The 14193-nt window shown below is 60.8% G+C and carries 10 protein-coding genes and 1 pseudogene; 2 read left to right on the top strand and 9 right to left on the bottom strand.

The window, feature by feature from the left end; genetic code table 11:
- Positions 1–213 precede the first annotated feature (213 nt).
- From ftsZ to IB244_RS15165, 4 genes are read right to left on the bottom strand one after another with little or no spacing between them, the layout of a single operon-like run.
- Positions 214–1941, bottom strand: a complete 1728-nt coding sequence (ftsZ, locus tag IB244_RS15180; protein WP_192304701.1) for a cell division protein FtsZ — start codon at positions 1939–1941, stop codon at positions 214–216.
- A 56-nt stretch (positions 1942–1997) separates the two neighbouring features.
- Positions 1998–3329: a cell division protein FtsA gene (gene ftsA / locus IB244_RS15175; RefSeq protein ID WP_018858330.1), complete on the bottom strand. Its 1332-nt coding sequence runs from the start codon at positions 3327–3329 to the stop codon at positions 1998–2000.
- On the bottom strand, positions 3326–4258 hold the full coding sequence (locus tag IB244_RS15170; protein ID WP_026371941.1) for a cell division protein FtsQ/DivIB: 933 nt from the start codon (positions 4256–4258) through the stop codon (positions 3326–3328). Before IB244_RS15170 ends, ftsA begins: the two co-directional genes overlap by 4 nt.
- On the bottom strand, positions 4246–5172 hold the full coding sequence (locus IB244_RS15165; protein ID WP_018858328.1) for a D-alanine--D-alanine ligase: 927 nt from the start codon (positions 5170–5172) through the stop codon (positions 4246–4248). Before IB244_RS15165 ends, IB244_RS15170 begins: the two co-directional genes overlap by 13 nt.
- Positions 5173–5593: 421 nt before the next feature.
- Here IB244_RS15165 and IB244_RS15160 point away from each other — a divergent pair, with 421 nt between their 5' ends.
- Both IB244_RS15160 and IB244_RS15155 read left to right on the top strand, forming a co-directional pair.
- On the top strand, positions 5594–6898 hold the full coding sequence (locus tag IB244_RS15160; protein ID WP_018858327.1) for an MFS transporter: 1305 nt from the start codon (positions 5594–5596) through the stop codon (positions 6896–6898).
- Between the two features lie 110 nt (positions 6899–7008).
- Positions 7009–8104: pseudogene (locus IB244_RS15155) on the top strand (metallophosphoesterase).
- Positions 8105–8106: 2 nt separating this feature from the next.
- On the opposite strand, the gene murB reads toward IB244_RS15155, so the two are convergent.
- From murB to murD, 5 genes are read right to left on the bottom strand one after another with little or no spacing between them, the layout of a single operon-like run.
- Positions 8107–9081: a UDP-N-acetylmuramate dehydrogenase gene (gene murB, locus IB244_RS15150; RefSeq protein ID WP_018858326.1), complete on the bottom strand. Its 975-nt coding sequence runs from the start codon at positions 9079–9081 to the stop codon at positions 8107–8109.
- On the bottom strand, positions 9078–10493 hold the full coding sequence (gene murC, locus IB244_RS15145) for a UDP-N-acetylmuramate--L-alanine ligase (protein WP_113471581.1): 1416 nt from the start codon (positions 10491–10493) through the stop codon (positions 9078–9080). Before murC ends, murB begins: the two co-directional genes overlap by 4 nt.
- Positions 10490–11614, bottom strand: coding sequence for an undecaprenyldiphospho-muramoylpentapeptide beta-N-acetylglucosaminyltransferase (gene murG, locus IB244_RS15140; protein ID WP_113471580.1), 1125 nt, complete (start codon positions 11612–11614; stop codon positions 10490–10492). The genes murC and murG overlap by 4 nt, the downstream gene beginning before the upstream one ends.
- A 6-nt stretch (positions 11615–11620) precedes the next feature.
- Positions 11621–12775, bottom strand: a complete 1155-nt coding sequence (gene ftsW, locus IB244_RS15135) for a putative lipid II flippase FtsW (protein ID WP_018858323.1) — start codon at positions 12773–12775, stop codon at positions 11621–11623.
- Position 12776: 1 nt separating this feature from the next.
- A complete protein-coding gene (gene murD, locus IB244_RS15130) occupies positions 12777–14189 on the bottom strand; it encodes a UDP-N-acetylmuramoyl-L-alanine--D-glutamate ligase (RefSeq protein WP_018858322.1) in 1413 nt (470 codons plus the stop codon).
- Between the last annotated feature and the right edge of the window lie 4 nt (positions 14190–14193).

Genomic DNA, 14193 nt, shown 5'->3' with positions numbered 1-14193 from the left:
CCGTCAGAGCCCCGCGACAAAGCGCAAGAAGACGGTTCCTTGAGCACATACATACGTGCGCCCGGGTTCCAATCCAAATCACTGTTTCTTTCGCATTGTTACGAAAGCATGCCTTTGAAATAACACCGCAATTCGTGTCGAATTCAGAGCTTTGAAACGGCAATGCCCGGGAGCGTACTCCCGGGCATCCTTGTGGCGATTCTGACCCTTGCCTCAGTTCGACTGGCGGCGCAGGAACGCAGGAATTTCAAGCTGATCGTCTTCCTGCATCATGCGAGCTTGCGGAACGCTTCGGCCCTGATCGTCGAGATTTCCGCGACGCGGCGCATAGAGGCTGGCTTCTGGAGAAAGCGGTCGGCGCTGCTGCGATGCCGCAGCCGGAGCCGAGGTCATCTCTGGCGCAACTTCCTCTTCGCGGCGACCAAGTGAGTTGGTGATCCGCTTCAGGAGCCCCATCGGGCCACGCTCTTCGTGGGCGTGAGACGGAGCGGCCGGCTGCGAGCGACGGTCGATCTCGGCCTGCACGACCGGCGGAAAGTCTTCCACCTTCGGCATGCGAACGGCCTGCTGGGCGGCCATCGGCTGCTGCATGACCGGAGCCGGCTGGCTCATGACCGGCTGCGGAGCCGGCTGGCTGATAACAGGCGCGTGAACGGGAGCCTGCTGAACCGGGGCGGGGCGAATGACGGGAGCGGCTTCCGGAGCAGCGAAGATCTTGCTCTGTGGGCGGAAGGTCTCCTGCAACATTGCCGGCTGCTGCACCGGAGCTGCAGCACGCGGAGCGTGGATCTCGAGCTCGCGTTCCATCTCGGCCTCGGCCGTGCGGATTGCCTGTGCAACCGAGTCGACGGGCTTGGGTGCCTGCTGCATGACAGGTGCAGGCTGAACAGCGGCCGGAGCCGGAGCAACGGCCGCGGAAGGACGCACGATCGGCTTCGCTGCCGGCTGGAAGGTCTTTCCTGCCGCGGCATTGATCGCACGATCGATACCGGTAGCAACAACGGAAACGCGGATGATGCCTTCGAGCGACTCGTCGAACGTCGCGCCGAGGATGATGTTCGCGTCCGGATCGACTTCCTCGCGGATGCGGGTCGCAGCTTCGTCGACTTCGAAGAGGGTCAGGTCGCGACCGCCGGTGATCGAGATCAGCAGGCCCTGTGCGCCCTTCATCGACGTTTCGTCGAGCAGTGGGTTGGCGATTGCAGCTTCGGCAGCCTGCATCGCGCGGCCCTGGCCGGATGCTTCGCCGGTGCCCATCATCGCGCGGCCCATTTCGCGCATGACCGAACGGACGTCGGCGAAGTCGAGGTTGATGAGACCTTCCTTCACCATCAGGTCGGTGATGCAGGCAACGCCGGAGTAGAGTACCTGGTCAGCCATCGCGAAAGCGTCGGCAAAGGTCGTCTTGTCGTTGGCAATGCGGAAGAGGTTCTGGTTCGGAATGACGATCAGCGTGTCGACCGACTTCTGCAGCTCTTCGATTCCGGCTTCGGCCAGACGCATGCGGCGACCGCCCTCGAAGTGGAAAGGCTTGGTAACGACGCCGACCGTGAGGATGCCCTTGTTTCGAGCCGCCTGAGCGACAACAGGAGCAGCGCCGGTGCCGGTGCCGCCGCCCATGCCGGCGGTGACGAAGCACATGTGCGTACCGTTCAGGTGATCGATGATTTCATCGATGCACTCTTCGGCTGCGGCACGGCCGACTTCCGGCTGCGAACCAGCACCGAGACCTTCAGTGACGTTGGCGCCGAGCTGGATGATGCGCTCCGCCTTGGTCATCGTCAGGGCCTGGGCATCCGTGTTGGCAACGACGAAGTCGACGCCCTGGAGGCCAGCGGAGATCATGTTGTTGACAGCGTTGCCGCCGCCGCCGCCAACACCGAACACGGTGATACGCGGCTTAAGCTCAGTGATATCCGGCTTTTGCAGCTTGATAGTCATGTTACCGTTCCTTCTCTTTATGGCCGCATCGCCACGCCGGCCAATTCACTCAATTGTCAGAAGCTCTCTTTCAACCACTGCCCCATGCGGGCAAAGCGGCTGGTATTTCCCCCAAGCGACATGAGCAGACCGCTCTGTGACGCATGTGTTTCCTGGTCCGCGACCTGCGGATAGATCATCAGACCGACGGCCGTCGAAAAGGCTGGGCCCTTCGCTGCAGTCGGCAGGCCCGAGACGCCCATCGGACGACCGATTCTGACGTTGCGGGCAAGAATGCGACGCGCAACTTCGGCAAGGCCGGTCAGCTGGCTCGCACCACCCGTCAGCACGACGCGCTTGCCGACGATCGGGCTGAAGCCCGAGCGCTGGATGCGGTCGCGGATCAATTCCATGGTTTCCTCGATACGGGCGCTGACAATGCGCGATACCAAAGCGCGCGGCACTTGCGTCGGCAGGTCGCGTTCGTCTTCGCCGATCGGCGGGATCGAGATCAACTCGCGCTCGTCCGAGGAGTTCGGCATTGCGGAAGCATGAACGACCTTGAGGCGCTCGGCATCTTCGATACGGGTCGAAAGGCCGCGGGCGAGGTCCGTAGTGACGTGATGGCCGCCGAGGCTGACGGCATCCGTGTGCACCAGCTTACCTTCTGCAAAGACCGAAATCGTCGTCGTTCCGCCCCCCATATCGATCGCCGCGCAGCCCAGCTCGACTTCATCGTCGACGAGAGCTGCCAGACCGGAAGCATACGGCGTCGCAACGATTCCCTCAACCGAGAGGTGAGCGCGATTGACGCTGAGCTCGAGATTTTTAAGCGCGGTACGCTCAGCGGTGACGACGTGCATGTCGACGCCGAGAACGTCACCGTACATCGACAAGGGATCTCGGATACCGCGTTCGCCGTCGAGCGAGAAGCCGGTTGCCAGCGAATGCAGCACGGCACGATCCTGGCGCAGCGACTGCTGGCAGGCTGCCGACAGAACCTTCTTGAGGTCGTTCAGTTCGACTTCCTGGCCACCGAGATCGATGGTTGCGGTGTAGATATCGCTCGTCAGACGACCGGCCGTGACGTTAACGATCAGGCTTTCGACCGTCAGGCCGGCCATGCGCTCGGCGGCATCGACAGCAAGGCGAATCACGCTTTCCAGCGCATCGAGGTCGGAAATCGCGCCGGTCTTGATGCCGCGCGAACGCTGGTGGCCAATCCCAATGATTTCAATGTTGTGCGTGCGGCCGGGCAGCACCTGGCTTTCCTCGCGAGGCGTCAGGCGGCCGATCATGCAGACGACCTTCGTCGATCCGATGTCGAGCACCGAAACGACGTGGGACCGCTTCGACGAAAGCGGCTTCAGGCGCGGCAATCCGAAATGGGACGAACCGAACAAGCTCATATATTTTGCCCCGCCTTCTTCAAATCCTTGGTCCGCTGATCAAGCACAAGTTGCCGGCGCGCCATGGCTTCCGGCGTCAACTGAATTGCCGTGCGGTCGGTGAGCCTGAGATCGACCGCAGCGATGTCGCGCTCCAGAAGGTCCTGCTCCTTCATGAACTTCGACAGCCGCGCCAGAGCCAGATCGACATCGTCTTCCGGCAACTTCACCGCAACGCCGTTGTCCATGTGCAGATCCCAGCGGCGACCCGACACCCAGACGTAGGCCTTTACCCGCGCCCTGATCTCCGGCCACTTCGCAAATTCGGTTTCGAGCGAGGTTGCGGCAACTTCAGCACCGCGACCAACCACCAGCGGCAACTGCGAAAACTTATTGTCACGAAGCGGAGCGATGACCGAGCCACCCTTCTCCACGAGAGAGAGTTCCTGACCATGCTGCCAGATGGCGTAAGCCTGTCGCTCCGTGAGCTTTACCTCGATCGTCTTCGGATAGACCTTGCGAACTTCGACATTCTCGACCCAGGGAAGTTTCGCGATCTTCTGACGCGCGGCATCGACATCGAGCGCCACGAGCGAGGTCGTACCGTCCAGCCCCAACAACTGCAGGATCTCGATTTCGGAGGTCTCGGAATTGCCGGACACCTTCACGTCATCAATCGCAAAGCCTGCAGCCGTCGTCGTCGCCTGCGCAACCGCTTCGGTGTGACCACCGAGCGACATGCCGTAGAGACCCGTCGCCGCAAAGAATGCCAAGGCGGATACCGTCCCAACGTGAGCCGGAATATGGATGCGGCCACTCCCGAGGCTGACAAGAAAGCGCACAACGCGACGCAGCGGGCGCGGCAGAACCAACCGACCATCACCCTCGGGAAACGAGAGCTCCGCCTGATGACTTGGGCGCCCTATTCTTTTGACCGTCACCGAGAACAAGAAGCGTCCTCCACCATCCAACGGAGAAATTCACCAAACGTGTAGCCGGCATGACCGGCCATTTCGGGCACCAGGGAGGTTGGAGTCATGCCTGGCTGAGTATTGATTTCCAGCCAGATGATTTCACCATCTTCGGAGAAGCGATCGTCGTAACGAAAGTCGGAGCGACTCACGCCACGGCAACCAATTGCTTGATGCGCCCTTAACGCCAATGATTGTATTTTTTGGTAAATATTCGGTGAAATTTCCGCCGGAATGACGTGTTTCGATCCACCTGCCACGTACTTGGCATCGTAGTCGTAGAAGCCATGCCCGACCGGCACGATTTCGGTGACGCCGAGCACTTGATCGCCCATCACACCGCAGGTCAGCTCTCGACCGTAGATGTAGCGCTCGACAAGAACCTGCTCGCCATAGCGCCATTCCGGAGAGCTGATGATTTGCGGAGGATGGGATTGATCTTCCTGAACGATCACTACGCCGAAGCTGGAACCCTCGCGCACAGGCTTCACGACGTAGGGAGGTTTCATCGGGTGCTCCGCCGGAAAGGCGAATCGATTGATCACCTCGGATTGAGCAACCGGAATGCCGACAGCAGCTGCAACGCCCTTGGCCTTCTCCTTGTCCATGGCGAGCGCTGACGCAAGCACGCCGGAGTGCGTATAGGGAATCTCAAGATATTCGAGGACGCCCTGGATCGTGCCATCCTCGCCATAGGGGCCGTGCAGCGCATTGAAGACGACATCGGGCCGCAAGGCAGCAAGCTTGGCAGACACATCGCGATCGACGTCAATCCGCGTCACCTGGAAGCCCTCAGCCTCGAGAGCGTCCGCGCACGCCGTCCCGGAGGAAAGGCTTACCGGCCTCTCCGAGGAAAACCCGCCCATCAGGACAGCGACATGCTTGCGACTCATCAACACCCCCAAAAATAACCTGCACTGTGAATTTCGACGCTTGCACCAAGCTTGTTTCCCGTCCGAATCTCGCTCGGTGACGCAGGTGTATTAGAGCCTGATTATGGTTAATGAAGTGTTTACTTTCGTTAATTTTTGCCTCGAACGCCCCTCCGGAGGAAGGCCGTGCAACGTTCAGAAAACCCCACGACAACGGCGGCTTTCGTGCAGCATCCCATCAGGAATTCGCACCAGTTCGATGGCTTTTCCGCCCGTCAACTTTGAGGTTCGGCCACCCAGAAGCGCCGAATCGTCGGAAAAATGCAAAGCGTACTAATTTTTTTTTGCGTTTGTTACTCGGTGGGCATTTGCGCCGAATTAAAATTGCGTTAAGAGCCGTCTGCCTCCCAAGGGCACCGGTGTAATCCCAATTGGAATGAAAATGTCAGACGCGATATCCAGAGTATCGCCGACGCCCGCTTTATCGAACAATGCGCAAGTCAACTCGCCGGCGCGTGTTCTGATCGCGAGCCTTGTCGGCACCACGATCGAATTCTTCGATTTTTACGTTTACGCCACAGCCGCCGTGCTGATCTTCCCGACGCTGTTCTTCCCGAACAGTGATCCGACCACGGCCCTGCTTGCTTCCTTTGCAACCTTCTCGATCGCCTTCTTCGCCCGTCCACTGGGCGCCGTAGTCTTCGGCCATTTCGGCGACAGAATCGGCCGCAAGACGACGCTCGTCGCCGCCCTGCTCACCATGGGCATTTCGACGGTCGTGATCGGTCTTCTGCCCTCCTACGAGTCGATTGGCGTTCTCGCGCCGCTGCTGCTCGCGCTCTGCCGCTTCGGCCAGGGCTTTGGCCTAGGCGGTGAATGGGGCGGCGCCGTGCTGCTCGCCACCGAGAATGCACCGGAAGGCAAGCGCAGCTGGTACGGCATGTTCCCGCAGCTCGGCGCGCCGGTCGGCCTGTTCCTCTCCTCGGGCATCTTCTGGCTGCTGCTGCAGGTCATGTCGCAAGATGATCTGCTGAGTTGGGGCTGGCGCGTGCCGTTCATCTCTTCGATTCTGCTGATCGCCATCGGTCTCTGGGTTCGTCTCTCGATCACCGAAACGCCGGCGTTCCAGAAGGCGATTGACAAGCAGGAGCGCGTTGCAGTCCCGGTTGCCGAACTCTTCCGCAAGCACAAGCGCAGCCTGTTCCTCGGCACCTTCGTGGCGCTCGCCACTTTCGTGCTGTTCTACATCGGCTCGGCTTACCTTCTGTCTTACAATGTCAAGGTCCTGAAGATCCCGTTCCCGGACGCGCTTAAGATCCAGATCGTCGGTTCCGTCGCCTTCGGTATCTTCATCCCGATATCAGGCAAACTCGCCGAGCGCTTCGGCCGCCGCGAGATGCTGATCCTCACCACCTTGCTGATCGGTATCTTCTCGTTCTTCCTGCCCGGTCTGATGACCGGCGGCGAAGGCAGCATTGTTGTGTTCGCGATCGTCTCCATGGCGCTGATGGGCATGACTTACGGTCTGATCGGCACGGCGCTTGCTGCGCCCTTCCCGACTGCCGTGCGCTATACCGGCTCGTCGATCACCTTCAACCTTGCCGGCATCTTCGGCGCTTCGCTGGCGCCCTACATTGCCACTTGGCTGCAGGCAAACTACGGCATGCAATATGTCGGCTACTATCTCGGTCTTTCTGCCGTCATCACCTTGATCTGCATTCTGGCCTCCGGCCGCAACGAAGTCTGATCACGAAAACAGTCCAGTTCGAAGGGCCGCGACGGGAAACTGCCGCGGCCCTTTTCATTGTTGCCGGCTAACGCCTTGCCCCTAGATTCTCGAAAACGGGGAGAGCCGGGATGCTGACACGACGATCACTGCTGGCACAAAGTGTAGGCGCCGGAATCTCGCTGACACTGCCGTCCATTGCGAGCCGGCCAGCGTCCCGCCGATCAATGTCACCTTCCTTGTCATCAACGACGTCCATGCGTGCCGCTTCGGAGACGGGCTAAGTCCCAACTGCCAGTGTGAAGGCAAGACCGACGCAAACCTGCTCCGTCACATTCTTGCGCTCAACGGCATTCACCACCAGGCATGGCCCACTGAGATCGCAGGGGAGCCGAGCGGCCTTCTGCTCGCCGGTCAGCCGATTGCGAGGCCGCAGGGCATTACCGTGTGTGGCGATGTGACCGATGATGGCGGCGGCCAGACTGCGGAGTTCGCAGAAGGGTCGCAGCTACTGGAGTCTTCTCAACGCTACCAGCAAGGACGCGGTGCCGACCACGTGCACTTTCCCGTCTATGTTGGGCTCGGCAACCACGATCTCGATCAGGACGGGCGCCCGCCGCAAATCGATTGGTACCGCGACGAACTGCGTGATTACGTGCAGATGAACCACAAGCCGAGCGTCTTCTTCAAGCCGCTGGTGCCTGTCGACAACTACGACGAAGCATCGGACAACTACTCCTGGAATTGGGGTGGCCTGCATCTGATTCAGGCGCAGCGTTACGCTGGGACAACACAAGAGGTTCAGCGAGCAGCCTCGATTGGATGAAACGCGATCTCGAGACCTATGCGTCCGATGGCCGCCCGGTGGTCATCTTCCAGCACTATGGATGGGACCGGTTTTCCCTCGAGCGCTGGAATCCTGAAATGAAGACATTCACGTTAAGAGGAAGCGGTGCGCCCCACTGGTGGGGTGAATCGGAACGTCAGGAACTCCTCGCAACCCTCGAAGGCTACAACGTAATCGGTATTTTCCACGGCCACGAGCACAACACGCCGATGGCCTATCGGGTCGGCAAGCTGGACGTTTTCAAAGCAAAAGCCGCCTTCATGGGCGGCTTCTGCCTTGTCCGGGTGACAAGCAACACGATGGATGTAGCGATCGGCGAAGCCAGTGACGACAGGGGCGGCGTAACTTTCTCCACCGCCTTCAGCAAACGCCTCACCTAACGTTACTCGTTGGTTACGCCTTGGAAAGGACGAACCTCACGTCCTGGCATGAAGACGCCGAGACGCTTGATTTCCCACTCGAGCTTGATACCGGATTTTTCGAAGACTTCGCGACGGACCTGTTCGCCGAGATATTCGAGATCATATCCCGTCGCCTGCCCCATGTTGATCATGAAATTGCAATGAAGCGACGACATCTGGGCGCCACCGATCACCAGCCCGCGGCATCCCGCTTCGTCGATGAGCTTCCAGGCGGAATGGCCGTCCGGATTCTTGAAGGTCGAGCCGCCGGTCTTCTCGCGGATCGGCTGGACCGTTTCACGATGACTGCGCACGGCATCCATCTCGGCCCGGATCTTGGCGCGGTCCTCGCTGTACCCTTCGAAGAGCACCGAGGTGAAAATCAGATCGCTCGGCACCGATGAATGACGGTAGGAATAGCCCATATCCGCGTTCGACAGGACAAGCTTGTTGCCCTTGCGATCAACCGCATTCACCTCGACGAGCCGCTCGCGCGTCTCCCCGCCGTTGGCGCCGGCGTTCATGCGCGCTGCGCCACCAATGCTGCCGGGAATACCGTAGTAGAAATGGAAGCCGCCGATGCCGTTGTCCATAGCCATGGCTGCGACATGCTTATCGGGGCAGATCGCACCAGCGCGTATGCGGTTCTCGCCCGCAAGCTCGACGGCGCCGAAGCCCTTTGCCGAAAGCCGCAACACCACGCCGGGAATGCCGCCGTCACGAACCAGGATGTTCGATCCGACGCCAACGACGGTGACCGGGACTTCCTCCGGCAAAAGCTTGAGGAAAGCAATCAGGTCGTCCTCATCATGCGGCTGGAACATCAACTCGGCCAGACCGCCAGCGTGGAACCACGTGACGCGGTCCATCGGCGCATCCGGCGTGATCCTACCGCGGATGTTCTTTACACCGTCGCCGAGCGACGCAAGAAGCTTTTCCCCATTCACCTGTTTCATGCAGATATTCCCGAAAGGCTTTCCAATTGCTTGGGCAACGCTGCCGCCCAGTATGTGATACTCCCAGCCCCCAACAGAACCACAAAATCCCCCGGCTTTGCAATCTCTGCGACCATTTCAGGCAAAAGCTCTTGGGAAGGCAGGAAGCGGGCATCGCGGTGACCGCCCGATTTGATCCGGGATACGAGTGCCTCGGAATTCACCCCTTCGATCGGATCCTCACCCGCCGCATAGACAGGCGCGAGGAAAATGCTGTCCGCATCGTTGAAGCAAGACGCGAACTCCTCGAAGAGGCTGGATAGCCGCGAATAGCGATGCGGCTGATGAACTGCGATCACGCGACCCTTGCAGGCTTCGCGCGCAGCGCGCAGCACGGCTTTGATCTCGACAGGATGGTGGCCGTAGTCGTCGAAGATCTGGACGCCATTCCATTCGCCGGTCAGCGTGAAGCGGCGCTTGACGCCGCCGAAGGAGGCCAGTCCCTTGGCAATGTCCTCGCTGGACATACCGAGGCGATTGGCAACCGCGATCGCGGCGGTGGCATTGGATATGTTGTGCCGTCCGGGCATCGGCATCACGAGATTGTCGAGCCTGATCACCTGCCCGGTTCTCCGGCGGCGGATCTCTACGTCGAAGATCGAGCGCGGACCCTCGACACGGACATTCATGAAACGAACGTCGGCCTGCGGATTCTCGCCATAGGTAACGATCTTGCGGTCCTCGATCCGGCCGACGAGCGCCTGGACTTCCGGATGGTCGAGGCACAGCACGCCGAAGCCGTAGAACGGCACGTTCTCGACGAACTGGCGGAATGCGCCGCGAACCGCATCGAAATTGCCGTAGTGGTCCAGATGCTCGGGGTCGATGTTAGTGATGACGGCAACGTCGGCGGGAAGCTTCAGGAACGTGCCGTCGGACTCGTCGGCCTCCACCACCATCCACTCACCCTCACCCATGCGAGCGTTGGTGCCATAGGCATTGATGATACCGCCGTTGATGACGGTAGGGTCGAGACCGCCTGCCTCCAACAGCGTTGCCACCAGCGACGTGGTTGTGGTCTTGCCATGCGTACCGCCGATCGCGATCGCATTGCGGAACCGCATCAATTCGGCAAGCATCTCCGCCCGGCGAACGACCGGCAGCAGCTTTTCACGCGCCGCGACAAGCTCGGGGTTGTTCTTCTTGATCGCAGTCGAGACGACCACCACTTCGGCGTCACCGAGGTTTTCTGCCTTGTGGCCGACGAAGACTTCGATGCCCTTGTCACGCAAGCGTTGCACGTTGGCGCTGTCGGCCTGATCCGATCCCTGCACGCGGTGACCGAGATTGTGGAGCACCTCGGCAATGCCGCTCATGCCGATGCCGCCGATGCCGATGAAATGAACGAGGCCGATGGCCTTCGGCATTTTCATGCGCGTTTCCCCTTGAACTCTGCAATTGTACGTCGTGCCGCAATAGCCTCTACCATGTCGGCAAGCAAGTTCGCAGCGTCGGGTTTACCCGCTTGCCTGGCTGCAGCGGCCATCCGGGCGAGCTTTTCCGGATCGTTCATCGCATGGGTGAGTATCGAAGCGATCTTCTCCGGCGAAAGCTCGGCCTGCGGAATGACCTTGGCTCCGCCGGTCGCCGCAAGCGCTGCCGCGTTCGCCGCCTGATCGTGGTCCAAAGCATGTGGGTAAGGCACAAGCACTGCCGGCCGCCCGATCACGGAAATCTCCGAAACCGTGGATGCACCGGAACGGCAGATGACGAGATGTGCCGCGGCAAGTCGTTCGGCCATGTCGCTGAAGAACGGCGCCGTATCAGCAGCCATCTTCAATTGAGCGACGCAAGCGCTCAACATGCCCATATCTTCCGGACGCACTTGCTGGGTGATGCGCAGGCGATCGCGAAGCCCGTCCTCGAGCAAGCTGATGGCTGTCGGCATCGCCTTGGAGAAATACTGCGCGCCCTGGCTGCCGCCAAAGACGACGAGATTGAAAGGCTCACCGGGATTGGACGGAGAATACGGCACTTTCGCCGCCTCGATGATGGCCGGTCGCACCGGATTGCCCGTTGTCACCGTCTTGCTCGGAAACTGGCCGTCGCCTTCGGGCAGGAACCCGCCTGCAATCGCCTGCATACGGCTAGCCAGCGCCTTGTTGGCGCGGCCCATCACGGCGTTCTGCTCGTGGATCATCGCAGGCACGCCGAGGCGCGTTGCAGCGAGCAGCGGCGGTACGGTGGGATACCCGCCGAAGCCAACGACCACCACAGGCTTGAGACGCGCGATAAGCTTCTTGGCAGCCCGCATTCCGGTCCACAGCGTCCACAGCGAGCGCGCGACAGCGACCGGATTCTTGGAGCCTATCGTCGACGACGGCACGACATGAATCTCATCGGCCGGGAATTTGCCGGCATAACGCTCGGCACGGCTATCGGTGACCAGGTGCACGGAATAGCCGCGCTCCTTCAGCTTGTAGGCCAGAGCCTCCGCAGGAAACACATGACCGCCGGTTCCCCCGGCGGCAAGCAGGACAATGCCTTTACTCATAAGCAATTACTCCGCCGGCATTCCGTGCGCGACGCGGAAGAGGCTCCGATCCTGCGCACGTTTTTCCGGCCTGTGACGCGTCAGCGCGAGAATGAACCCCGCGGTAACGCAGATGGCGACCATGGACGAACCGCCGTAGGAAATCAGCGGCAGGGTCATGCCTTTCGCCGGTAGCAGTTCGAGATTGACGCCTACGTTGATGATCGACTGTATGCCGATCTGCAGCACGAGGCCAGCGACGGCAAAGCGGTTGAAGTCGTTCCGCTCCTTGTAGGCATGCGAGAGACCGCGCAGCACGAGGACGGAAAACAGCGCAACGAGCGCCATGCAGAAGACGATGCCGAACTCTTCGGCCGCGACCGAGAAGATGAAGTCGGTATGCGCGTCGGGGATGATCCGCTTGACGATGCCCTCGCCAGGTCCCTGGCCGAACCAATCGCCACGAATGATGGCTTCGCGTGCCGTGTCGATCTGAAAAGTATCACCTTCGCCGGTCAGGAACTTGTCGATGCGCAGCGCCACGTGCGGGAAGATGTAATAGGCGCTGACAAGGCCGCCGACACCGCCTGCGCCGAGCAGGATGATCCAGATCCACGGCATGCCGGCCATGAAGAACATGCCGCCCCACACCGCCGTCGTCAGGATCGTTTGCCCAAGGTCGGGCTGCGCGACCAGAAGTGCAGCGACAATGCCGAAAAGTATGATGGCAAACAGGTTACCCGGAATCTCCGGCTGCCTTGCATGCTCGGCAAAGAGCCAGGCACAGACGACGACAAAGGCCGGCTTCATGAATTCGGAGGGCTGGATAGAGATGCCGGCAAGCGTGACCCAGCGGCGGGAGCCTTTGACCTCGACACCGAAAAACAACGCCAGCAACATCATGCCAAGGGCGACGATCAACAGGATGATCGCCGTTCGCCGCACCTGGCGGGGCGTCAGAAAGGAGAGGCCAACCATCACCGCGAGCGACGGGATCATGAAAGCGGCATGGCGCTTGACGAAGTGGAACGGCTCCAGCCCGATGCGCTCGGCGACGGCGGGCGACGCGGCGAAAGACAGCATGAAGCCGATGCCCATCAGGAAGATGAACATCGCCAGGAAGAAGCGGTCGATGGTCCAAAACCAATCGGCCAGAGGCCCACGTTCCGCGCGGCTTACCATGTTATTTATCTCCTGTTGCCGAATCGATCAGCATGGTGATTCCGTCGAGCGCTGCCACATGGCTGACAAATGCATCGCCCCTGACTTCGAAGTTCTTATATTGGTCGAAGCTTGCGCAAGCCGGGGATAACAGCACGGCCAGAGGACCGCTTTCGTCCTTTTCGGCATCGGCAGCTGCATGAGCGACGGCGCGCTCCAACGTCCCCGAAATCTCATAGGGCACGGCCTCGCCGAGTGTCGCGGCAAACTCGGCCGCGGCTTCGCCGATCAGATAGGCCTTGGCGATCCGCGGGAAGAACCCCGTCAGTGAGGTAATGCCTCCGGCTTTCGGCAAGCCGCCGGCGATCCAGTAAATGCGGTCGTAGCTCGACAACGCCGGAGCCGCGGCATCGGCGTTGGTGGCCTTCGAGTCGTTGACGAAGACGACGTTGCCGCGACGCCCGACCGGCTGCATCCGGTGCTTGAGGCCGGGAAAGGATGCGAGCCCGGCGCGTATCTCTTCTTCGGAGACGCCGACGGCCAGGCATGCGGCAAGCGCCGCTGCGGCATTCTGTGCGTTGTGGCTGCCGCGCAGCGTCTGGATCCCGTCGAGATCGGCAATCGACTTTGTTGCGCCTCCCGAGGCCTGGATGAGCTTCGTTCCATCCGCGTAGATGCCGTAGGGAAGTGCATGACGGCGGGAAATGCGCATGACCTTGCCGCCGGCCCGCTCGATACGATCCGCGATCATCTGGCAGTGGCTGTCGTCCACGCCGATGACGGCGACGTCACTGCCGGCAACCAGCCGCTCCTTGATGTCGGCATAGTGCTGCATCGTGCCATGACGATCGAGATGATCCGGCGTCAGGTTGAGCAGGATGCCGGCGGACGGATTGACCGTCGGCGCGAGGTCGATCTGGTAGGACGAGCATTCGACGACGTAAAAACGTCCATCCTTCGGCGGGTCGAGCGTCAGCACCGCCGTCCCGATATTGCCGCCGAGTTGCGTATCGCGGCCGCTCGACTTCAGGATATGCGCGATCAGCGCTGTCGTCGTCGACTTGCCGTTGGTACCGGTAATGGCAATGAACGGGCAATCGGGCGCATGAGCCCGGCGCTCGCGCACGAAGAGCTGGACGTCGCCGACGACATCGACGCCGGCGGCACGCGCAAGATCAACGGTCCAGTGCGGCTTGGGATGCGTCAGCGGCACACCCGGTGAGAGCACGAAAAGCGACTGCGCGCTCCAGTCGATGGTGCGCAGATCGGCGGTATGGATGCCCTCGGCGGCGGCTTTGGTAACGCTATCCGGATTATCATCCCACGCGGTCACCTCGGCGCCGCCCAGTTTCAGCGCGCGCGCCGTGGCAAAGCCGGAACCGCCGAGCCCGAATAGCGCGACCTTCTTTCCTGATAGCGTCGTAACGGGAATCATCGCC

Origin of the sequence: Rhizobium sp. RHZ02, assembly GCF_014851575.1 — a bacterium.
Taxonomy (GTDB): Bacteria; Pseudomonadota; Alphaproteobacteria; order Rhizobiales; family Rhizobiaceae; genus Rhizobium; species Rhizobium altiplani.
The sequence above is the reverse complement of the archived record's forward strand: the minus strand, read 5'-3'. Positions and strand labels throughout refer to the sequence as shown.

What these genes read in the sequence shown, in the direction of transcription:
- ftsZ (WP_192304701.1), bottom strand. Translation starts at nt 1,941, where the DNA reads ATGACTATCAAGCTGCAAAAGCCGGATATCACTGAGCTTAAGCCGCGT.
- ftsA (WP_018858330.1), bottom strand. Translation starts at nt 3,329, where the DNA reads ATGAGCTTGTTCGGTTCGTCCCATTTCGGATTGCCGCGCCTGAAGCCG.
- IB244_RS15165 (WP_018858328.1), bottom strand. Translation starts at nt 5,172, where the DNA reads ATGAGTCGCAAGCATGTCGCTGTCCTGATGGGCGGGTTTTCCTCGGAG.
- IB244_RS15160 (WP_018858327.1), top strand. Translation starts at nt 5,594, where the DNA reads ATGTCAGACGCGATATCCAGAGTATCGCCGACGCCCGCTTTATCGAAC.
- murB (WP_018858326.1), bottom strand. Translation starts at nt 9,081, where the DNA reads ATGAAACAGGTGAATGGGGAAAAGCTTCTTGCGTCGCTCGGCGACGGT.
- murC (WP_113471581.1), bottom strand. Translation starts at nt 10,493, where the DNA reads ATGAAAATGCCGAAGGCCATCGGCCTCGTTCATTTCATCGGCATCGGC.
- murG (WP_113471580.1), bottom strand. Translation starts at nt 11,614, where the DNA reads ATGAGTAAAGGCATTGTCCTGCTTGCCGCCGGGGGAACCGGCGGTCAT.
- ftsW (WP_018858323.1), bottom strand. Translation starts at nt 12,775, where the DNA reads ATGGTAAGCCGCGCGGAACGTGGGCCTCTGGCCGATTGGTTTTGGACC.
- murD (WP_018858322.1), bottom strand. Translation starts at nt 14,189, where the DNA reads ATGATTCCCGTTACGACGCTATCAGGAAAGAAGGTCGCGCTATTCGGG.